This is a genomic window from Pontibacter qinzhouensis (assembly GCF_008017455.1).
GTDB classification, from domain to species: domain Bacteria; phylum Bacteroidota; class Bacteroidia; order Cytophagales; family Hymenobacteraceae; genus Pontibacter; species Pontibacter qinzhouensis.
Window position 1 is genome coordinate 1 of the sequence record NZ_VRTY01000023.1, and the last position, 21,428, is coordinate 21,428.

Below are 21,428 nucleotides of genomic sequence, written 5' to 3' on the forward strand. Positions count from 1 at the left end.
GGGCTGCGGGTGGGGCTGGCAATTTCTTTCTACACTGCGTTAGTGGCGGCTATGCTTCTGTTTATATTTCTGTACTTTTTTGGGCATGAGCTGGTAAAGGAGTACATAGCCGAGATGCAAACCCTGCTGGAGGCCACCCGAGAAGAAAGCATTAGCCTCTACGGGGAGGAGCTGTACGAGCAGAGCTTTAAGGAACTGGGTTCCATGAGCCTGAGTCGCTTAGCCTCCTTCGATTTTATTGCCCGCTTGCTGGTCGGCTGTCTGTTTTCTGTAGTTGCTGCCGTATTTTTCAGGAAATAACTTCATACTTTACGCTATAAATAACCATAACTATGATCGAAAAGCAACCTTCTGTAGCCAGTGTGGCTCTTAAATACGGCCTTGCCGGTGGCGTAATAGCCGTCCTGTATTCAGCCATACTCATGATTTTCGGGCAAAGCACCAACAAGTGGCTCGCATTTCTATCTTACTTTATTTTGGTAGGAGCCATGGTTGTAGCCATGCAACAGTTTAAAAAGGAAAACCAGGGTTTTATGTCGTATGGGCAGGGTCTTGGTTTGGGCACGCTGGTTGCAACTATCATCGGAGTTTTAAGTGGCGTATTTACAGTTATTTACACAACGTTTGTAGATCCTGACTATATGGCGAACATCATGGATCAGCAGCGCATGGAGTTGGAAGACCGGGGAATGAGCGATGAGCAGATAGATGCAGCCCTGGCCATCGGAGAAAGTATGTCAGGACCTTTTATGACCTTGGTTATGAGTATTTTTGGCTTTGCTTTGATCGGTCTTTTGCTATCATTGGTTATTTCGGCCATCATGAAAAAAAACAGGCCACAGTTTGAATAAATACATGCAATACGCTTACGATATTTCGGTAGTAGTACCACTTTTTAATGAAGAAGAGTCGTTGCCGGAACTGGTGCGGTGGATTAAGCGTGTGATGCATGCCCATGGCTATTCTTATGAAGTTATTTTAGTAGACGACGGCAGCACCGACCGCTCCTGGGATGTGGTAAACGAGCTAAGCGCCGAAGATAACACCGTGAAGGGCCTCAGCTTTAACCGGAACTACGGCAAATCGGCTGCGCTGAACGAAGGGTTTAAACGCTGCTCCGGCGAAGTGGTCATAACCATGGATGCCGACCTGCAGGACAGCCCGGAGGAGATACCGGAGCTTTACGACATGATCAAGCACCAGAAATTCGACCTGGTGTCGGGCTGGAAGAAAAAGCGCTTCGACCCGGTTTCTAAAACTGTTCCCTCTAAACTGTTTAATGCAGCCACCCGGAAACTGTCTGGAATAAACCTGCACGACTTTAACTGTGGCCTGAAAGCTTACCGGCAACTTGTGGTGAAGACCATTGAAGTTCATGGCGAGATGCACCGTTACATTCCGGTTATTGCCAAATGGAACGGGTTTAAAAAGATTGGGGAGAAGGTGGTGCAGCACCAGGAGCGGAAGTATGGCAAAACCAAATTCGGAATAGAGCGCTTTATTTTCGGTTTTCTGGATCTGCTTTCCATCTCCTTTGTATCAAGGTTCCGGAAGAGGCCCATGCACTTTTTTGGTACGCTGGGTACTTTCTCCTTTCTATTCGGGTTTCTGGTAACGCTTTGGCTTATCCTGCAGAAGGTGTTTCGGTTGTACTCCGATGGGCGCATTCGGGATGTGGTCGATCAGCCGCTTTTCTTTCTGGCGCTGGTGGCTGTTGTAGTGGGGGTGCAGCTGTTTCTGGCAGGTTTCCTGGCCGAAATGATTACGCTTTCAGCCAAAAACAAAAACGAGTACCTGATAAAAGAGCGTGTAGGCGTGCTTAAAAAGTAATATGGCAAGGCGGGTGGTTATTGTGGGGCCTGCACATCCTTTGCGGGGCGGGGGCATGGCTACTTTTAACGAGCGCCTGGCACAGGCATTCCAGCAAGCTGGCGATGAGGTGGAAATCGTGACCTTCAGCCTGCAATATCCTTCTTTTTTGTTTCCCGGCAAGAGCCAGTTCACCAACGAACCTGCTCCGGAAGGCTTAAGCATTAAGGTGCTTATGAACTCTGTAAACCCGATCAGCTGGCTCAGAACCGGCCATTACATCCGTAGTAAAAGACCAGATCTGGTTATTTTCCGGTTTTGGTTACCCTTTATGGGACCCTGCTTCGGTACTATCGCCCGGATTATCAGGGGAAACAAACACAGCCGTATATTGGCCATTACCGACAATGTGGTGCCGCACGAGAAACGCTTTGGCGATGTGCCGTTTACAAAATATTTCCTGAGTGCCTGCCATGGCTTTGTGTCTTTGTCGAAGGCGGTGCTGCAGGACCTCCAATTGTTTGAACCTGGCAAACCTTCCATCTACCTGCCACATCCGTTATACGATAATTTCGGGCAACCAGTCTCTAAAGCAGAAGCCTGTGCAGCGCTCGGGCTAGCGCCTGCTACACCCTATCTTCTTTTCTTCGGATTTATTCGGGCATACAAGGGGCTGGACCTGCTGTTGCGTGCTATGGCCGAGGAGCCGTTAAGGCAGTTACCGGAGCTGAAACTCATAATAGCCGGAGAGTTTTATGAAGATGCTGCACCCTACCAGGAGCTGATAGCGGAGCTAGAACTGGAGGAACGGCTGGTACTGCGTACCGATTTTATTCTGAATGCGAAGGTGCGTTATTACTTCTGTGCAGCCGACCTGGTGGTGCAGCCATACAAACACGCCACGCAAAGCGGTGTAACCCAGGTTGCCTACCATTTCGATAAACCCATGGTGGTTACCAACGTAGGCGGGCTGGCAGAGCTGGTGCCCGACGGTGAGGTAGGGCACGTAGTAGAGCCGGAGCCTACAGCTATCGCTAATGCTATCGCCGAATTTTACGGGCAAAATCAGGGAGAGGCTTTTTCCAGGAATATACAGTCTTATAAAGCCCGTTTTAGCTGGAGCAACTTTGTGCAGCAGGTGCACGCACTAGCCGATACCCTACGCACTTAGGCGTAACCACTCTTTCTCCCTTACTTACCCTTGAATCAAAAACAGCCAAAAACCTTCTGAAGGGTATTTTGATTAGCATAATTGGGTTCGGGCCTTCTCAGACTGCACCTTAAATTTCCAGAATTTCAATGTTGTAGGTCTTCGAGATATAGGAAACAAGTATTAAGATACAGGACGTAAGATTTCTCCTTCTAAAAAAGAGCAAGGACTTCAATGGCAAAATTTAAGATTTAAAGAGCAGTTTTGAAGCGTGCCGCTGGTAGAGGTGAGGCGTATCTTCGATCGTGGTTAAAAGTTATTTAGCGTTGACTTGAGAAAATAAATATTGCAGAGTTTTTATAATATTTTTCTAATTTAATATAGAATTCGAAAGTTAATTTGTTCTTTTGTTTAAACAATAACCTTGCTTTCTGCTATATGCGTGTATCCTTAGCTCGTGTGGTATTTCTGCCGTTGGTATTTTTTATACTTGTTGTTATAGCTGCTGTTCAGCCGGTACAGGCACAGGTAGTGCAGCACGATACAGCATTTGTAGGGCTTGCTACTACCCAGGCCATTCAGGTTTACCGAAATGCCGTCGAAATTAATGCCCACCTCTACACTGGCGTTGAGTATTTCGATTACCGGAAGTTCCTGCGTGAAGGCCATCAGTTCTGGGAGACAGATGAGGTTCGGAAAGGAAACATATTGTATGAAGGTATCTGGTACGAAGACGTGCCCATGCTCTACGATATTGTGAAAGACGAGGTAGTGATCAGGTTAGAGAACCGGGCGGTTCATCAGAAGCTCATCTCTGAAAAGATAAAACAATTTGAGCAGAACGGACATACGTTTGTGCGCCTTACCACCGATAGCCTCCAAACGTACCGTGCTGGTTTTTACGACTTGCTGATCAATAATCAGGTGCAGGTGCTGGTGCACAGGGTCAAAATAATTGAAGAGGTTCCGGAGAATAACCTGATAAAAATGGTGTTCCGACCCGCCGATACTTACCTCATTTTTAAAGAACAACACTACCAGCAGGTTACAAATAAACGATCGTTCTTCGCTGTTTTTAAAGATCGGAAAAAGGAGCTTCAGAGATATTACCGGACCAACAACCTGAAATTCAGAACCGATAAAGAAAGAACGATTGTAGCCTTAGCTGCCTTTTACGAAACACTTTAGGTAAGGCCATCGCTAATTATTTGAATGAAAATGCCCTTCCGAAGTAAAAATGGCATTTTGGTGCCAAGGGTAAAACCAGCGTAATGCTGAATGTGCGTAATCGTAACAACTTCCAATACAGGTCTTATGATGCAATTTTACAGGCTGTGCTTTTTAGTACTGGTCTTTTTCTGGTTCGTTGTTCCGGGAGGGCATGCGCAGACAGGCCATAGCAACCTGGTTAATGGCGATTTCAGGAACAGCAGGTTCGGTGAGTTTGTAGAGGCCGTAGAGGCCGCAACGGCTTACCATTTTTATTACGACAATGCCGCCCTCGATACCATGGCTGTAAACCTGCAGGTGCAGAACCAACCCTTGCAGGATGTACTGCAACAGCTGCTCCAGCAACAGGACTCAGCCCTGAAGTTTACCATAACGGCACAACAGGAAGTTTTTATTTCGAGCGGGAGGCCCTTTCGGGAGAACCTTCCGGCAGATTTCTTTGACCGTACGGCACCAGATCAGGTCGAACCGGCACTTGCGGACGTGCCTTTTCTGGCCGAAGAACAAACCCGGAAAAAAGCCTCTTCTGACATAAAGCTCTATGAAATAGGGCTGAAATCTGAGAGAACGACCGGAAAAGCAACCTTAGCCGGGCACCTGCGCGATGCCAAATCCGGAGAACCGATTATTGGTGCCTCTGTGTATATCGAATCGCCGCTAATCGGCACTACCTCTGACCAATACGGCTACTATGCCCTCACCTTGCCACTAGGCAAACACGAACTAAAGATTAAAGGCATCGGCATACAAAACTCCCGCCGCCTGCTGCTGCTGCACGCCGATGGCAAACTGGATATTGAGATTCTGGAGGATGTGCGGACGCTGAAGGAGGTGCTGGTAGAGGCGGAGAAAGACCGTAACGTTTCGGGGCTGCAGATGGGCCTGGAGCGCCTCGACATCCGGACGATAAAGCAAGTGCCCACTGCCTTCGGCGAAACCGACATACTGCGTGTTATGCTTACGCTGCCCGGCGTAAAGTCTGTAGGAGAAGGTAGTACCGGCATGAACGTGCGGGGCGGTTCCACCGACCAGAACCTGATTCTCTTTAACGATGCCACTATTTACAACCCCTCGCACCTGTTCGGCTTTTTCTCAGCTTTTAACCCCGATATTATTAAGTCGGTAGAGTTATACAAAAGCGCAGTGCCAGCCAGGTACGGCGGGCGCTTGTCGTCGGTGCTTGAAATTACGACCCGCGATGGCAATAAGAAACAACTGGCTGGCTCAGGTGGTATCGGGTTGCTGACCAGCAGGCTTTCGCTGGAAGGCCCAATTGTTAAAAACAAATCATCATTTCTGCTTGCCGGTCGCACGACCTACTCTAACTGGTTGCTGCGGGAGTTGCCAAACAAAGACTACAACCAAAGCACCGCCTCCTTTTATGACCTGAATGCCCAGATTACGCATGAGTTCGACAGCAAAAACACTGTTTACCTGACCGGCTACACCAGCAACGACAAGTTTAAGCTAGGCTCCGATACCCTCTACAGTTTTTCGAACTACAATGCCAGCGTTAAATGGAAGCACATTTTTCAGAATAAACTCTATAGTGTGCTTACAGGTGCCTACAGCCACTACGATTACACCATCTCCAGCGATCGGAACCCTGTAAATGCCTCTGAACTCACATTTGGTATAAACCAGGCAAACTTCCAGGCCGATTTTAACTATTTCCCGAGTTCAAAGCACACGATTGATTTTGGCGGAAGTACTATTTTATATGATGTTGACGCTGGCAGTTTGCAGCCACTCGGGCCCGAGTCACTTATTATGCCAGACAGGCTGCAACAGGGGCGGGCTTTGGAGAGCGCACTCTACATATCGGACCGGTACGATATAAGTCCCCGGCTTTCGGTGTCGGTGGGGCTGCGCTATTCTTTCTTCCAGGCCATGGGGCCGCGGCAGGTGCTGGTATACGCACCGGGCATACCGAAAACAGAATACACCATACTCGATACCTTGCAATATGGCCGCAGCGATCGGTTTGCTAATTATCAGGGGCCTGAGTATAGGGTTTCGGCGCGTTTAGGTGTTTCCGATAACTCATCTGTTAAAATCAGCTTTAACAGAATGCGCCAGTACCTGCACATGCTCTCAAACACCACGGCCATTTCGCCAACAGATATCTGGAAACTGAGCGACTCCAATATTAAACCACAGGTCGGTGACCAGTTTGCATTGGGTTATTACCAGAATTTCAGGGCGAACACAGTAGAGTTCTCGGTGGAGGGCTACACCAAAACCATGCGCGATTTCCTGGATTATAAAAGTGCCGCTACGCTCTTTATGAACCACGACATAGAGCGGGATGTGGTAAATGCCGAAGGCAAAGCCTATGGCGTGGAGGTGATGCTGAGAAAACTGACTGGTAAGTTAAATGGCTGGATAAGTTACACCTACTCCCGTACCCTGGTGCGTGTTAACAATCCTACTCTTTCGGAGGTTATTAACAACGGCGACTACTATCCCAGCAATTTCGACAAGCCGCATGATCTTACGCTTATCGGAAACTACCGCTTTAGCCAGCGCTTCAGTACCTCGCTTAACTTTACGTATAGCACCGGCCGCCCTATAACCTTACCCATTGCCAAGTACTTCGACGAAGGCGGTGTGCAGCGAATTTTCTACTCCGACCGAAATCAATACCGCGTTCCAGATTTTTACCGGGCAGATGTGGCTCTTAACATAGAAGGCAACCATAAAGTGCAGAAGCTTGCCCACAGTTCCTGGACCCTGGCTGTGTATAACCTGACTGGCCGCAAGAACCCTTATTCTGTTTATTTCAGGTCGGAGCAGGGTCGCATAAACGGGTATAAGCTTTCTATTTTCGGGCGGCCTATTCCTACTATTACCTACAATTTCAGATTTTAAGGATGATGCGCAGACAATATTCCGCTTATAACTATTTTTTCTGGCTTCTGCTCTTCTTGTTCCTGAGCAGTTGCGAAGAGCCTTACATGCCCAAAGAGATTGTTGCTCCTAACAGGTTTCTGGTGGTAACCGGTTTTATAAATACCAATGGCGCCACCCGCATTAATCTGTCCAGAACCCAGAACCTTTCCGATGCCAGTGCTCCACTGGCCGAAACTGGCGCAACCGTTTGGGTAGAAGGCGAAGGCGGCGGCACCTTTACATTAGAGGAAACAACAGCTGGCACATACGAGCACAGCGGCTTCGATGTAAGTAGCTTCAGGCAATGCAGGCTCCGTATTAGGTTACGAAACAAAGAGTATGCGTCGGAGTACATCTCTATTAAACAAACACCTCCTATAGACTCTCTTACCTGGCGAGCAGACGCAACAGGCCTTGATATTTTAGTGAACACCCACGATCCGCAAAACCAGACCCGCTATTACCGGTGGGAGTATGACGACGCCTGGGAGTACCTGTCGCAATTTTATGCCGATCTGGAATACGTAGATGGTCAGGTAAGAGCCCGGGACCAGAACAGCCCTGAAATTTACAGATGCTTCCAGTTTGGCAAGTCTACAGATATAAAGCTGGGCAACACCATAAAGCTAAGCGAAGACCGGGTGCATGAAGCCTTGCTGCTGCGGCTGCCCTCTAACTCGGTAAGGCTAAGGTCGAGGTACAGTATGCTTGTGCGTCAATATGCGCTTACGAAAGAAGAGTTTGAATACTACGATATTCTCAAACGTAACACAGAGAACCTTGGCACCCTGTTCGACCCACTGCCATCGCAGCTAACCGGTAATATCAAAAGCTTATCGGACCCCACCGAAATTGTGATCGGGTATATAGGGGCGCATTCGGTGCAGGAAATGCGGCTTTTTATAAGTGCTCCGGAACTACCGGGGCGGTGGCGAAGGCCACCGTCTGGCTGTGTCTTGGATACTATCGGCGTGAGTGAGGTGCCTTTTTTCCTGGATCGTGGCGTTAACTTACCAGTGGCGGAGTTTGTGGAGTTTGGTAGAGTTTCCGGCTATACCATTGCCGATGCCCCGTGTGTAGATTGTCGTTTTTATGGTACAAATGTAAGGCCGTCTTATTGGTAATGGGCATGGCAAAAGAACAACATCAGGAAAGAGCGAAGATTAAACCGGCTGTAGTGCGTTATCTTGTAAAGCTGACCCTTCTCTGCTGCCTTTGGGCCGTAGCAGTTTCTGCTGCGGCCCAATCTGGCGGTCTGGCAAGCCTGCTAACTAGTTTTAAGCAGTACAGGCAACAGGCACTTCAGGAAAAAATATTTCTGCACCTCGACAGGCCCTTTTATACAGCGGGCGAAACCATGTGGTTTAAGCTTTACCAGGTAGATGCTACGCTGCACCGCCCGCACCACATGAGCAAAGTAGCGTATGTAGAAGTGCTGAACGAGAAGCAGCAACCTGTTCTGCAAGGTAAAATACATGTAGCAGAAGGAATGGGTAAAGGTTCTTTTGTACTGCCGCTTACGCTAGATGCAGGGCAGTATGTGGTACGAGCTTACACTAACTGGATGAAAAACTTCAGCCCGGATTTCTATTTTGAGCAGCAGGTAACCATTCTTAACACTTATAAAAAGCTTGACCTGAAATCCGAACCGGAGGCACCTGCCTACAGTCTGCAGTTTTTCCCGGAAGGTGGTAATCTGGTGCATGGCTTAGAGAGCAAAGTTGCTTTTAAGGTTACAGATGCCAAGAGCGGCAAAGGACAGGCAGCAACAGGAGAAATCAGGAACAGGGCAGGGCAGGTGGTACAAACTTTTCAGCCAGCCAACAAAGGTATCGGTTACTTTACCTTCACCCCCGATCGCACCGAAAAATATACTGCTGTTATAACTATTGCGGACCAACAGGTACTGACGCAGCAACTCCCTATGGTGCATGAGCAGGGGTATGTCCTGCAAGTACAGCAAACAGCACCACAAAACCTGAACGTAAGCATCCGGAGCACAGGCCAGCAAGCCGAACAGGTGTACCTGCTTGGCCACGCACGACAAATGGTTTCGGTAGCAGCCACCGGTACACTGGTGCAGGGCAAAACGCATTTCTCTATCTCTACCGATTCGCTGGCAGAAGGCATTACACATTTCACACTTTTCAGCAGTAAGAACCAGCCGGTGTGTGAACGGTTGTATTTTAAGCGGCCAACTCAAAAACTGGATATAGAAACGGTTGTAGCAAAAGACGCTTTTTCGCAGCGGGAACAGGTAGAACTGCAGTTACAGACCCGATCAGAGGCAGGGAATATGATACCTGCCAACCTGTCGTTGGCAGTGTATCGCCTCCACGAAGGCCAGGCTGCACCTGTTGCAGATATCAGTTCGTACTTGTGGCTAACATCAGAACTGGCAGGTGAGGTAGAAGATCCGGGTTATTACCTACACCAACCCGAAGCCACTGCCGATGCAGGCCTCGACAACCTGATGCTGACGCATGGCTGGAGCCGGTTTAAATGGGAAGAAATTCTAGAAAATGAACCCTTTTCCCACACCTATACACCCGAATATGATGGCCACCTGATCAGGGGAAGGCTAACACATGCAGTTTCAGGTCGGGCTGCACCGGGTATAACTACCTTTTTAGCGTCTCCTTCCAAATACATCCGGCTTTACACTTCCGAAAGCGACTCAAACGGGGAGGTGCAGTTCGAGGTAAAGAATTTTCTGGGGTCAAAGGAGATTGTACTGCAAACCGATTTCAGGAAAGACAGCACCTATCATGTCGAGGTGTTCAATTCTTTTTCTGAAAAATACGCTGCCCGTCCGCTTCCTGCCTTCTATGTGCCGGAGCCGTGGCAGCCTGCTCTCGCTTTACGGCATCGCGAAGTAGAAGCCCAGCAATTATACTTTGGGGCCTACCGTAACCTGTTTAGGGCAGCAGGCGCAGATAGCATTGCTTTTTATGGCCAGCCAGACCAGCAGTACTACCTGGACGATTACACACGGTTTAAGGTGATGGAGGAAGTAATGCGGGAGTATGTGTCTGGCGTTATGGTACGGAAACGCAGAGGCAGTTTCCATTATCTGGTGGTGAACAAACCTTACAAGACCTACTTTAAAAACGATCCGCTGGTGCTGCTCGATGGAGTGCCTGTTTTCGACATTGACAAAATAATGGCTTTTGATCCACTGGCGATAAAACGATTAGATGTTATAACCGGTACCTTCTTGCAGGGAAAAAACTTACACGAAGGCGTGGTGAGTTACGCCACCTATAAAGGCGATCTGGCAGGTTTCCCGTTAGATACCCGTGCTTTGCTTTTGGAGTATGAAGGATTGCAAAGAGAACGAGAATTTTATGCACCCACCTATATTACTCCCGAACAAAAGCAAAGCCGGTTACCTGATTTCAGAAATCTGCTGTACTGGAACCCGGAGATCGAAACCAAAGCAGACGGAAAAGCACAAGTGTCTTATTTTACCTCCGACAGCGCGGGTTCCTATGTGGTGGTGGTGCAGGGCATAACCAGCAACGGACTTTTTGGAAGCAAAACCATCAGGTTTGAGGTAAAACAGCCGTTGTAAGTTAAAAAATAATAAGCACGCACTTCCTGCTTTTGTACTTGCAGATTAAACTGAGAAACCCGCTGCATCTGTTGGTAAGCGAGGTGCAACGAGTTTTTAAAGTTATCAGGGCCTTGAACCTTTTTGACCAAAATGGCTTCTGAAGGCTATTTTCATTTAAATAATTGGTTTCAGGAGCGAAAGAACTTAGCGCTCCTAAGACCAATTTATACAAAAAAATGGTGGTAGCGTGCCTGATGTACAGCTACCACCATTTTTCAATTCCAGTTTAACAAAGCACTACCGGCCGAAGTCGTCTTGCACCCGTACAATGTCATCTTCATCAGAAGGCAGTTCTACATCGGTGTGTTGCCAGATTTCTGCTAAAATGCCCCAGCCTTTTAAACCAACCAGACGATGACGCTCGCCCTGATTTAAAGTGATCAGCTCACCAGGGTTCAGGGTTCTAACGTCACCTTCTTCGTCGGTGTCGCTGGTTACTACGCCAACTGTTCCTTTAACTACTTTCCAGATTTCGGCACGGCGGTGGTGGTACTGCCACGACAAACGTTTCTCTGGCGCTACCACCAATATTTTAGGGCTCAGTTTACCCGAAATGCGCAGGCTGTCAACAGACAGACCATCGAAGTAGGTATCGGCAAATTGCTGTGCCTGTTCTTCATTAATCACAAAAAAACCACCCCAGGGGCGGGTCGGGTCTTGCTTGTCGATGGTAAACCCTTGCTCGGTGAGCTGTTGCTCTATTTCTTTAAAAATGGATAGCTTCTCAGTTTCTAATGTCATTGTATTTTCAGTTTAGTAAATACTGGTTTTTGCCTACTCGAAATAGGCATTTTTAGGTGCAGCAATATAGCTATATTTTAGAAATGTAAGGAGGGTAAGGGCGTGGAATGAGCAAAGCAAGTAGGTAATCGGGCTGCAAAGGTGTATATTCGTTAGGGTGATAACGTGCAGGAGGCAGTATATGTGCAAAGAAGGATAACAATTCTGAGTCTACTGATAACGCAACTAACCACGTAATTATGCGTCCTAAAATCTCCTTATGGCTTGCGATAGTTGTTTGGTTTGCAGTAATAACGCAGTTCTGCCTAATGCTCGAAAACAGAACGGCCTCTACTGCCGAGACTATTATCCGGTTCTTCAGCTTTTTCACGATTCTTACCAATTCACTGGCAGCGATTTATTTTACGGTTCAGGCAGTTAAACCGAAGCTATTACACAAGGCAGGTGCTCTTACGGCCTTAACCGTTTATATTACCATTGTGGGTGCTGTATACCAGTTGTTGCTGCGGCATATATGGGAGCCTACCGGGTTACAGAGGCTCGTAGATGAGTTGCTGCACACCATTAACCCGTTGCTGGTGATTGGGTATTGGTATGTTTACGAAAAAGCAGGAGAGCTCAGGTTTAAACAGATCGGCCTCTGGCTGCTGTACCCTATGGCATACCTGATCTTTATTCTGGTAAGAGGTTCCTTCTCAAACTTTTATCCTTATCCTTTTATACATGTGGCAGAAATAGAAATAAGACAGGCCTTAACCAACAGCTTTATGCTGTTGCTGGTGTTTATAGTCACAGCAGCTGTATTTATTTTTGTAGGCCAGCGTACTAGCCGTAAACACTTGTGGAGGGAAGGTTTTTAAGAGCACTATCTGGTTTTAAAACACTTTTTAAAATTTTGTCACTAAATAATTCTATTAAGGTTAATAATTGAATAAAATATTTTATATTGTTTTACTCTATAATATAATTGAAAATTGCTGGCTGGTACAACTGGCACCTCCATCTATCATACAACATCGGCTATGAAGACAATTTTAACCTCTATAGTTCTGCTCACCTTACTTGTAGCTCCTTCTGCTGTTAAAGCCCAGGAAGCCGATAGCAATATAAAACGTAATACTGTTTATGTAGAACTTCTAGGAAATGGTGGCTTTTACTCCCTTAATTTTGATCGGATTTTAGTAAACAGAGAAAACTGGAAAATAGCCGGGCGGGTAGGCGTTACGTACTTTAACCATTTCGATAACTACAGCTCTCAAGTTGCTGGAGTTCCATTAGAACTATCTTACCTGCGAGGTAAAGGTAACCATTACTTTGAAGCGGGTTTAGGTCTTAATCCGGTTTACAGATCGCGGTATAACTTTAACAAAGAACTCGGTAAACAGCATGAGTTAAATATTTGGGCCAATGCCAGGCTAGGCTATAGGTATCAGAAGAGAGAAGGTGGTGTATTTTATAGGATTGCCTATACACCTATACTTAGTAAAACCATATTTTCTAAAAATGAGTCTCATCCGTCATCCACTAGTTGGGCGATGCCTGTTTGGTTTGGTCTGAGCATTGGTAAGACATTGCAATAACAGAAGGAGGCTAATTATTCTAATGAAATCAGCCTTCCAAAGCCTTTTGAGGCACTGAAGCCTCCAGGGTATAACATTCCTGGAGGCTTCAGTGCTTTTAAATTAAACCTACTCCGGTGTAGGAATATGGTGTAATTTGCTTCAGTTCGGCCTTTACCTCATCGCTCACCTCCAGTGTTTCTATAAAGCTGCTGATGGTTTGTTCTGTTATTTTTTCGTTTTTACGGGTCAGGGCTTTCAGGGCTTCGTATGGTTGTGGGTAGCCTTCGCGGCGCAACACCGTTTGAATGCCTTCTGCTACTACAGCCCAATTGTCTTCCAGGTGCTGCTTCAGGGCGGCTTCGTTCAGTTCTAACTTGCCGATGCCTTTCTCCAACGATTTTATAGCTATAAGTAAATGTGCCAGTGGCACACCCACATTACGCAGCACCGTAGAATCGGTGAGGTCGCGCTGCAGCCTCGAAATTGGGAGCTTAGCCGACAGGTGCTCCAGCAGCGCATTGGCAATGCCTAAGTTCCCTTCGGCATTTTCAAAATCTATTGGGTTTACTTTGTGCGGCATGGCAGAAGAACCTACTTCGCCGGCCTTAATCTTCTGCTTAAAATAGCCCATCGACACATATTGCCACACATCGCGTGCGAAATCCAGCAGAATAGTGTTCAGGCGTTTGAGACCATCGAAGTAAGCAGCCAGGTTGTCGTAGTGCTCGATCTGGGTGGTGTATTGGCTGCGGCGCAGGCCCAGAACCTGCTGCACAAACCGGTTGCCGAACTCAGGCCAGTTAGTGCCGGGGTAAGCAACATGATGGGCATTAAAGTTACCGGTAGCCCCACCAAACTTTGCCGAAAATGGCACCTGGCGCAGCAGGTCCAGCTGCCGCTCCATGCGTTCGGCAAACACCATTATCTCTTTGCCAAGGCGGGTAGGGGAGGCAGGTTGCCCGTGCGTGTGTGCCAGCATAGGTATGTCTTTCCATTGCTGCGCCAACTCCACCAGCTTCTGGTGCAAGCCTTGGTAAGCAGGGCTGATCACACGCTCATCAGCCTCCTTTAGCGTCATCGGGATGGCCGTGTTGTTAACATCCTGCGAGGTAAGCCCGAAATGTATAAACTCTTTCTGCTCGCCTAAACCCAGAGCATCAAACTTATCTTTTAAAAAATACTCAACAGCCTTAACGTCGTGGTTCGTGACTTTCTCAGTCTCCTTAATTGTTAAGGCATCCTGCTCTGTAAATTGCTCATAAATAGCCCGAAGCTTCGGGAAGATGGCAGGAGAGATACCCTGCAGCGAAGGAAGCTGCTGCTCACAGAGCGCAATAAAATACTCCACTTCTACCAGAACTCGATAGCGTATCAGGCCAAACTCAGAAAAATAGCCGGCGAGTTCAGTGGTAAGTCTGCGGTAACGGCCGTCAACCGGCGATATAGCGGTAAGTGTGGTTAAGTTCATGCAAAAATGGTCTTTGACTCAAATATAAGCATGATTCATATACGAAGGAAAAAAAACATAGCACAGCTATATGCGTACGTCAGCGGGCAGCAAGACGATGTGCAGCAGAAGGAGGTAAAGGTTAACACCTAAACCAGCAAAATCTACAGCAGATAAGTGTGCAACAGAACAGCCTGATACCCTGCTCGCTGCAAAATGGCAGGTTTACAAAACTTGTACACATCAAATCCAGGCTTCTGCCGTATGTAGAGGAGATTATAGCAAAGAACTTATATTTGTGCCTGCCATACTGCCAGGGCTTGTATATTGCAGCTTGCTTTAGTATTATGGTTAGTGGCAAAAGCAACTGAGTATGCTGCATAGTGGTAGGCAGTCTAATGAATAGAAGACCATTTTAGGAAGAAATTAAAACGTATTATCTACATAATTTATTTCGTCGAGAAATAATTTGAACCCTTGAATTTTGGACCCTCGTTTAAAAAAAAGAATTTTATGGGGTGCTGGTGGTATACTGGCCCTCTTTTTTGTTCTGATTATTGCGCTGCTTATTTTTAGAGGTAAGCTTCTGGAATATTCTATTGCCCGCGTTACCCAGAAAGTAGAGCGCCGTTACCCGGTAGACTTTACCATTGGCAAAGCTGAATTTACAGATTTGCGCTCTGTGGTGCTGAGCAACATCACACTGGTGCCACACGGCCGCGATACACTATTTACCACCGACTCGGTGAGAGCTTCGGTTAGCCTGCGGTCAATTTTTAAAGGACGAATCGTGTTCAGGCGGCTGGAGGTAGCCAATGGCTACATTACTGCCCGCCGCGACTCTACAGGCAACAACTTTTCATTTCTTTTGAAAAGAGACGAGAGCTTGCCAGCCGATACCTCAGAAAAAACTACCCGAAATTACGGTAGGCTACTCAATAACCTCATCGAAACTGCCTTCGACAACGTGCCGGACCAGGTGTTTTTCCGGAACCTGAACGTATCCTATGTATCGACAAATCGCACCATAGATGTACGAATGCCTTACCTGACCATAGATGATGGCGAAATAGATTCGCAGGTTTCTATTCAGGTAGACACACTCCGCAACAACATGCGCGTACACGGAGCCATAAACCCCAGATCTTATGTTATTTCAGCCAGCTTGTTTGCTTTCGATGAAAGAGGAATTAAGGTGCCGTACGTGAAGTCAAAATTTGGGGGCGAAATTTCCTTCGATACGCTCTATGTGAGCCTCACCGATAAAACGTTTAAGCGCGATATACTGACCGTGAAAGGTGCCGCCATGGTAAACGACCTGTTTGTGAACCACGAAAGGCTGGCTACAGAAGACATACATGTAAACGAAGCCGCTATCGATTATTCTGTTAGTATCGGCCCGAACCTGTATGTGATTGATAGCCTGACAGAGGTGCGGGTAAATAAAGTAAAAGCCAATGTTTTTGCCTCGTATAACAAAGGTGAGCCCAACATTATCGATCTGAAAGTAAAAACAAAAGATGTGCCGGCCAACGACTTTTTCGAATCGTTGCCGACTGGTTTGTTCGAAAACCTGGAAGGAATAAAGGCAGAAGGCTTGTTGAAATATAAAATGAGCTTCCATCTGAACATGGACAGCGTAGAGGCTGTGCGGTTCGACTCTGACCTGGATGCCTCCAAGAACTTTAAAATTGTAGAATACGGCAGCACCAATCTCGAAAAAATTAACGGCTCTTTTTCACATACGGTTTATGAATATGGCAAACCTGTCAGAACATTTACCGTTGGCCCGGCCAATAACTTTTATACGCCCATCGATCAGATTAGCCCGTATTTGCGCAATGCCATTTTAACTGCCGAAGATGCCTACTTCTACAGGCACAAAGGGTTTCATGAAGAGGCTTTCCGGCAGGCTATTGCCAAAAATATCCAGGAGCGCGACTTTAAGCGCGGAGGGAGCACCATCTCCATGCAGCTCGTTAAAAATGTGTTTCTGACGAGGCAGAAAACAGTTACCCGCAAAGTGGAAGAAGCCATAATTGTTTGGCTCCTAGAGAACCAGCGCCTTGTGTCGAAGCACAGAATGTTTGAAGTATACTTAAATATAATAGAATGGGGCCCCGAGATTTATGGTGCTAAAGATGCCTCCAGGTTCTATTTTGGAAAGCAACCTTCCGAACTCACACTGGCCGAAGCTATTTTTCTTACCAGTATTATTCCGAGCCCAAAGCGGTACCGCTCCTCTTTCGATAGTGCCGGCAACCTGCGAAGTTATAAAGCAGGCTATTACCGTTTAATTGGCGGGCATATGGCACGACGAGGTTTAATAAGTCAGGAAGAGTACGATAACCTGTACCCGAACGTGCGGCTAAGCGGACGGGCAAGAGACATTATCGTGACTGCTCCGGATACCACTGAAGAAGACCCACGCGATTTTGAGCTCGAAACCATAGACATGCTTGGGTTTTAAGTAGGCACTATAAAGTAATAAGAAGCGACTTTTGTAACATGTTTACAAAGGCCGCTTTTTTCGTTTAGCCAAGGGTTGCTTTGTAAAAATGGGCTTTCATTTATTCTCTGAATTTCTTCTATACAACCATTACATATTACTTATTTTTGACATGGCGCAAACATAGCGTCAGGAAGTTAAACAAACATTACCTATGCAAAAAGAAAAGGCAGAACACGAAGCACAGAAAGCAGTTGGGTTAGTACCACGTGTAGGCGCTTTGGCAGCCAGGGTAGGCTTAGATTGGTTTTTGCTGGCCCTGTTGGCCATGATTGGTTTGGCTTACCTGTGGCCCGAGTTTGGCATAGACCGAGAACCAGTTTCTTTAGGAGATGTGGCGGGGTATGGTGTTTCGCTTATCTTTTTCTTCTATGGGTTGCGGCTGAGCTTAGAGAAACTGAAGGCTGGCCTTAGTAGCTGGCGTTTGCATATGGTGGTGCAGCTTAGTACTTTTCTGCTTTTCCCCTTGCTGGTGCTGCCCCTGCACAGTTTTTTTGAAGGTACAGAGTATGAACTGCTTTGGCTGGGTTCTTTTTATGTGGCAGCACTTCCTTCTACGGTGTCATCGGCTGTGGTGATGGTAGCCATAGCAGGCGGCAACATGCCAGCGGCCATTTTCAACGCCAGTATTTCGAGCATTTTAGGCATTTTTATTACACCGCTCTGGATGGGCTTGTTTCTGTCGGCAAGCAACACCGCTGATTTTGAGATGGGAGATGTGCTTGGCAAGCTGGTACTGCAGGTGCTGGTGCCTGTTATTTTAGGTATTTTGCTGAATAGCCGCTGGGGAAGTTTCGCTGAAAAACACAAAAAAAAGCTGCGTTACTTCGACCAGATCATTATCCTTACTATTGTCTACACCTCCTTCTGCGAATCGTTTGAACGCGATATGTTCAGTGCCTTTGGCTGGCAGGATATCTTGTTGTTGAGCATCGCCATGCTCCTGCTGTTTTTCCTGGCCTTTCTGTTAATTAACCTCCTGAGCCGCCTCTTTGGCTTTAAACGCGAAGACAGAATTACAGCTATTTTCTGCGGCTCCAAAAAGTCGCTGGTGCACGGCACCGTTATGTCGAAAGTGCTTTTCCCAGATGCCAACATGGTCGGCATCATACTGTTGCCGATAATGGTGTACCACGCGCTGCAGTTGCTAGTTTCGAGTATGATGGCACAACGAATGGGTAGGGCGGAAGTTAGAGAGTTAGAGAGTGGCTCCTAACCCTTGACTTAAAAACTTTGAAATAGCTTTGGAAGGGCATTTTGATTAGAATAATTCGACTCTCCTTAAGCTGATTTTCTGCTGTGGCTAAAAAGCAAAAGCGCGGGCAGATTTGCCCGCGCTTTTAAAAGTACCTCTATAAAGTATAGTCTTCACTTAAAAAAACTGAATGTTTAGACTAAATACAATTCCTGCAGGTTGAGTCTTACATATATTGTCAGAAAGGGACTAAGCAACTTTCTTTACCGCCTCCCTATTAAGGGCTTGCTCTTCCTCTTTCAGTTTGCCATCTATCAGGAAAGGCCCGAAAGGGAATAATGAAGCCAGAAGTGAGATAACGATCTTTTTGAAAGACCAATTATGCTCCATGGCAGCCTGCATGACAGCTCCTATGTAAAGCACGAACAGCAAGCCGTGTGCCCAGCCGGTGTATTTAACAGCCTCCGGAATACCAGCCATATATTTTAGTGGCATGGCAATGCCCAGCAACAGCAGAAACGAAAGACCTTCCAGAATGCCCACTGCACGCAGGCGACCAATTGGCGTGTTCGAAAAATTGTTTTTCATTATTGAAGTGAAATTAAGTAGCTATAGAACATGGACAATCTCAATCCCGAAACTGTTCCCGCTTAGTAGTATTTACTTTAGACTTAGCCAGATTCCATGGGAGTTTCAGGAGTTGTAAAGGTAAGCCATCAGGGCATACTTCCCAAACCTCGGTATTGCTGTTCTGATGTTAGATTCCTAAATAGTGGAGGAAACAAACTGAAAAACAATTTATCAATCAGCAACAGACAATCAGCAATTATTCTAATGAAAATGGCCTTCTGAAGCTAAAATCCTGTTTTTGTGCCAAGGGTTAAACAAAGCATACTCCAAAAAAAAGCGAAGCACCTTTCCAGAAGATGCTTCGCTTTTTAAATAGAACCAGGCTAAGCCTAAAAAGGATTTACTAAGAAAGCGACTCTGCTTTAGATTTAGTAGTGTTCGTTGCCAGAATCTCATTCTGAACACCCATAGAGTGCTGGTGAATGGCATCGAAAATAGCTCTTACAAAACTCTCTTCCAGACCTGTTTCGCTGGCTACACGCATTCTGTTTTCTACCATCTGGTTCCAGCGGTCTGCCTGAAAAATATCGAGTTTATTGGCTTTCTTGTACTCCCCAATTCGCTTAGAAACGTCTGAACGAAGGAACAGCACATTAATCAGGTCTGTGTCCAGCTTGTCGATGAGGTTACGCAGTTCCTGCAATTGCTCCGGGCTGGCGACGTGCTCCGTGTCTAGGTCGAGCGAGGTGAGCAGCGTATCGAGGCCGGCTGGTGTTACTTGCTGGGAGGCATCACTCCAGGCAACGTCCGGGTTGTTGTGTGTTTCGATCATCAGACCATCTACACCTAAGTGCAGGGCCTGCTGGCTTACTGTCTGCAGCAAATCACGACGACCAGCTACGTGGCTCGGGTCGCAAAGCAACGGCACACCTGGCAGCAAAGCTTTAATTTGTTTAATAGTTTCCCATTTCGGGTGGTTGCGGTAAGGCTTGTTGTTTGGCGTAGAGAAACCTCTGTGAATCAGGCCAAGGTCGGTAATACCTGCCTGGTTCAGGCGCTCCAGCGCACCCACCCACAGCTGAATATCAGGGTTCACCGGGTTTTTAACCATCACCGGAATATCAACACCACGCAGTGCATCAGCAATTTCCTGAACTGAGAAAGGGTTTACTGTGGTGCGGGCACCTATCCAAAGAATATCCACACCATATTTAAGAGATTCTTCTACGTGGTTGGCATTCGCTACCTCGCAGGTAGTTAACAGACCCGTTTCCTGCTTCACAGTATTAAGCCACTCCAGACCAACTGTGCCGATACCTTCGAACATACCAGGGCGCGTACGAGGTTTCCAGATACCTGCTCTGAAAACAGATACTCGGTGATCTTTCTTTAACTCACGCGCAGTCTGGAGCATTTGCTCTTCGCTTTCTGCGCTGCACGGACCAGCGATAACCGTTGGCAGTGGGCCTCCATTTAAAATCTTGGTCTTAGTTGCTAGCTGAAGGTTTGGATTGTTTGAACTCATGGTTAATTTAAAATTATGGTGTGTTGTTTTATTCTTTTAATTGATTCTTCTAATTGAGCTACCGGAACGCACAGCGATACACGTAAGTAGCGGTCTCCCTGGCTTCCGAAAATTTTACCCGGTGTCAGAAATACGCCTGCCTGGTACAGTATATCGTCCAGAAAAGCTTCTACGTCGGGTATGGAGTCGGGCACTCTGGCCCATACAAACATGCCAACTGTAGCAGGGTTGTAGGTGCAGTCCAGCATGTCGAGTAGCTGGTGCGCTACCTGCTTGCGTTCGGCATACACCTCGTTTCGTTCTGCATGCCACTCATCAGAGTTCCGAAGTGCCTCAATGGCCGCATGCTGTACTGCCTGGAACATACCTGAATCGATGTTGCTTTTCACTGTCAGGATCGTATCGAGGTAATCTTTACGGCCCAGGATCATGCCTACGCGCCAGCCTGCCATGTTGTGCGACTTGCTCAAAGAGTTAAGTTCGAGGCAGCAATCGAGGGCGTTTGGTTGCCTTAACAAACTGATTGGCGGTGTATTAGGTAAAACCAAACTGTATGGGTTATCGTTCACCAGCAGAAACTTATGTTTGCGTGCAAGGGCTACAAGCTGTGCAAAGGTATCGGCGGTAGCCTCTGCGCCGGTAGGCATGTGCGGGTAGTTCAGCCACATCAGTTTTACCCCCTGGCTTGCATGCTGCTCCAGTTCCTCCATGTCGGGCAGCCAGTTATTTTCGGCGGTCAGGTTATAGAAAACAGGCTCGGCACCAACCATACGGGCGGTGGTGGCATAGGCAGGATAACCTGGGTTGGGCACCAGCACTTTATCGCCTGGGTTCAGGAATGCCATGGTAATATGAAACACACCTTCCTTCGATCCCATCAGGGGCAACACCTCTGTATCCGCATCGAGTTGCACCTGGTAGGTGCTGCTGTACCAGTCGGCCATGGCTTTGCGAAGCGTTGGCAGCGAGCGGTATGGCTGGTACCCATGGCCCGAGGCCTGGGCAGCCGAAGCTGTAAGTGCAGCAGTGGTAGCTTCGGAGGGAGGGAGGTCCGGGCTTCCGATACCCAGGTTTATCACCTGCTTCCCTTGCGCATTCAGGGCAGCTACCTCAGCCAGCTTTTTGGCAAAGTAATACTCCTGAATCTGGGCCAGTCTATCGGCCTTAGGTATAATCATGGTT

Annotated in this window: 17 protein-coding genes; 12 read left to right on the top strand and 5 right to left on the bottom strand. The window is 47.2% G+C overall.

Annotated features, from left to right (window positions below):
- From FVR03_RS07825 to FVR03_RS07860, 8 genes are all read left to right on the top strand, one after another.
- Positions 1–300: DUF4199 domain-containing protein (locus FVR03_RS07825; protein WP_147921189.1), on the top strand; the 300-nt coding region annotated here is incomplete at its 5' end.
- Positions 301–332: 32 nt separating this feature from the next.
- On the top strand, positions 333–851 hold the full coding sequence (locus FVR03_RS07830) for a DUF4199 domain-containing protein (protein WP_147921190.1): 519 nt from the start codon (positions 333–335) through the stop codon (positions 849–851).
- A gap of 4 nt (positions 852–855) precedes the next feature.
- Positions 856–1,830, top strand: a complete 975-nt coding sequence (locus tag FVR03_RS07835) for a glycosyltransferase family 2 protein (protein WP_147921240.1) — start codon at positions 856–858, stop codon at positions 1,828–1,830.
- Between the two features lies 1 nt (position 1,831).
- Positions 1,832–2,980, top strand: a complete 1,149-nt coding sequence (locus FVR03_RS07840) for a glycosyltransferase (protein WP_147921191.1) — start codon at positions 1,832–1,834, stop codon at positions 2,978–2,980.
- A gap of 417 nt (positions 2,981–3,397) precedes the next feature.
- Positions 3,398–4,147: a hypothetical protein gene (locus FVR03_RS07845; protein ID WP_147921192.1), complete on the top strand. Its 750-nt coding sequence runs from the start codon at positions 3,398–3,400 to the stop codon at positions 4,145–4,147.
- 126 nt (positions 4,148–4,273) lie between these two features.
- The gene (locus tag FVR03_RS07850; protein ID WP_147921193.1) at positions 4,274–7,060 is read left to right on the top strand and encodes a TonB-dependent receptor; all 2,787 of its coding nucleotides are present in this window, start codon (positions 4,274–4,276) and stop codon (positions 7,058–7,060) included.
- Between the two features lie 2 nt (positions 7,061–7,062).
- The gene (locus tag FVR03_RS07855; protein ID WP_147921194.1) at positions 7,063–8,205 is read left to right on the top strand and encodes a DUF4249 domain-containing protein; all 1,143 of its coding nucleotides are present in this window, start codon (positions 7,063–7,065) and stop codon (positions 8,203–8,205) included.
- Positions 8,206–8,210: 5 nt separating this feature from the next.
- Positions 8,211–10,655: a hypothetical protein gene (locus tag FVR03_RS07860; RefSeq protein ID WP_147921195.1), complete on the top strand. Its 2,445-nt coding sequence runs from the start codon at positions 8,211–8,213 to the stop codon at positions 10,653–10,655.
- 279 nt (positions 10,656–10,934) lie between these two features.
- Here FVR03_RS07860 and FVR03_RS07865 read toward each other — a convergent pair whose 3' ends face one another.
- Positions 10,935–11,438, bottom strand: coding sequence for a cupin domain-containing protein (locus FVR03_RS07865; protein ID WP_147921196.1), 504 nt, complete (start codon positions 11,436–11,438; stop codon positions 10,935–10,937).
- A gap of 308 nt (positions 11,439–11,746) precedes the next feature.
- Here FVR03_RS07865 and FVR03_RS07870 point away from each other — a divergent pair, with 308 nt between their 5' ends.
- Both FVR03_RS07870 and FVR03_RS07875 read left to right on the top strand, forming a co-directional pair.
- Positions 11,747–12,298 (top strand): Pr6Pr family membrane protein, encoded by a 552-nt coding sequence (locus FVR03_RS07870; protein ID WP_255474121.1) that lies wholly within the window; start codon positions 11,747–11,749, stop codon positions 12,296–12,298.
- A gap of 162 nt (positions 12,299–12,460) precedes the next feature.
- Complete coding sequence (locus FVR03_RS07875) at positions 12,461–13,018, top strand: hypothetical protein (RefSeq protein WP_147921198.1); 558 nt, start codon at positions 12,461–12,463, stop codon at positions 13,016–13,018.
- 97 nt (positions 13,019–13,115) lie between these two features.
- Here the strand turns inward: FVR03_RS07875 and purB are convergent, their stop codons facing one another.
- Entirely contained in the window at positions 13,116–14,468 is a 1,353-nt protein-coding gene (gene purB / locus FVR03_RS07880) for an adenylosuccinate lyase (protein WP_147921199.1), read from the bottom strand.
- A gap of 463 nt (positions 14,469–14,931) precedes the next feature.
- Here purB and FVR03_RS07885 point away from each other — a divergent pair, with 463 nt between their 5' ends.
- The gene (locus FVR03_RS07885; protein WP_147921200.1) at positions 14,932–16,917 is read left to right on the top strand and encodes a biosynthetic peptidoglycan transglycosylase; all 1,986 of its coding nucleotides are present in this window, start codon (positions 14,932–14,934) and stop codon (positions 16,915–16,917) included.
- 193 nt (positions 16,918–17,110) lie between these two features.
- Positions 17,111–18,172 (top strand): bile acid:sodium symporter family protein, encoded by a 1,062-nt coding sequence (locus tag FVR03_RS07890; RefSeq protein ID WP_147921201.1) that lies wholly within the window; start codon positions 17,111–17,113, stop codon positions 18,170–18,172.
- 228 nt (positions 18,173–18,400) lie between these two features.
- On the opposite strand, the gene FVR03_RS07895 is transcribed toward FVR03_RS07890, so the two are convergent.
- From FVR03_RS07895 to FVR03_RS07905, 3 genes are all read right to left on the bottom strand, one after another.
- Positions 18,401–18,739, bottom strand: coding sequence for a DUF3817 domain-containing protein (locus FVR03_RS07895; RefSeq protein WP_147921202.1), 339 nt, complete (start codon positions 18,737–18,739; stop codon positions 18,401–18,403).
- A 385-nt stretch (positions 18,740–19,124) separates the two neighbouring features.
- Positions 19,125–20,246 (bottom strand): chorismate mutase, encoded by a 1,122-nt coding sequence (locus FVR03_RS07900; RefSeq protein ID WP_147921203.1) that lies wholly within the window; start codon positions 20,244–20,246, stop codon positions 19,125–19,127.
- Positions 20,247–20,248: 2 nt separating this feature from the next.
- Positions 20,249–21,424: a pyridoxal phosphate-dependent aminotransferase gene (locus FVR03_RS07905; protein WP_147921204.1), complete on the bottom strand. Its 1,176-nt coding sequence runs from the start codon at positions 21,422–21,424 to the stop codon at positions 20,249–20,251.
- Positions 21,425–21,428: the final 4 nt, after the last annotated feature.

Excerpts from the sequence above, each read along its gene's own strand:
- FVR03_RS07830 (WP_147921190.1), top strand. The coding sequence starts at position 333 with ATGATCGAAAAGCAACCTTCTGTAGCCAGTGTGGCTCTTAAATACGGC.
- FVR03_RS07835 (WP_147921240.1), top strand. The coding sequence starts at position 856 with ATGCAATACGCTTACGATATTTCGGTAGTAGTACCACTTTTTAATGAA.
- FVR03_RS07840 (WP_147921191.1), top strand. The coding sequence starts at position 1,832 with ATGGCAAGGCGGGTGGTTATTGTGGGGCCTGCACATCCTTTGCGGGGC.
- FVR03_RS07845 (WP_147921192.1), top strand. The coding sequence starts at position 3,398 with ATGCGTGTATCCTTAGCTCGTGTGGTATTTCTGCCGTTGGTATTTTTT.
- FVR03_RS07850 (WP_147921193.1), top strand. The coding sequence starts at position 4,274 with ATGATGCAATTTTACAGGCTGTGCTTTTTAGTACTGGTCTTTTTCTGG.
- FVR03_RS07855 (WP_147921194.1), top strand. The coding sequence starts at position 7,063 with ATGATGCGCAGACAATATTCCGCTTATAACTATTTTTTCTGGCTTCTG.
- FVR03_RS07860 (WP_147921195.1), top strand. The coding sequence starts at position 8,211 with ATGGCAAAAGAACAACATCAGGAAAGAGCGAAGATTAAACCGGCTGTA.
- FVR03_RS07865 (WP_147921196.1), bottom strand. The coding sequence starts at position 11,438 with ATGACATTAGAAACTGAGAAGCTATCCATTTTTAAAGAAATAGAGCAA.
- FVR03_RS07870 (WP_255474121.1), top strand. The coding sequence starts at position 11,747 with ATGCTCGAAAACAGAACGGCCTCTACTGCCGAGACTATTATCCGGTTC.
- FVR03_RS07875 (WP_147921198.1), top strand. The coding sequence starts at position 12,461 with ATGAAGACAATTTTAACCTCTATAGTTCTGCTCACCTTACTTGTAGCT.
- purB (WP_147921199.1), bottom strand. The coding sequence starts at position 14,468 with ATGAACTTAACCACACTTACCGCTATATCGCCGGTTGACGGCCGTTAC.
- FVR03_RS07890 (WP_147921201.1), top strand. The coding sequence starts at position 17,111 with ATGCAAAAAGAAAAGGCAGAACACGAAGCACAGAAAGCAGTTGGGTTA.
- FVR03_RS07895 (WP_147921202.1), bottom strand. The coding sequence starts at position 18,739 with ATGAAAAACAATTTTTCGAACACGCCAATTGGTCGCCTGCGTGCAGTG.
- FVR03_RS07900 (WP_147921203.1), bottom strand. The coding sequence starts at position 20,246 with ATGAGTTCAAACAATCCAAACCTTCAGCTAGCAACTAAGACCAAGATT.
- FVR03_RS07905 (WP_147921204.1), bottom strand. The coding sequence starts at position 21,424 with ATGATTATACCTAAGGCCGATAGACTGGCCCAGATTCAGGAGTATTAC.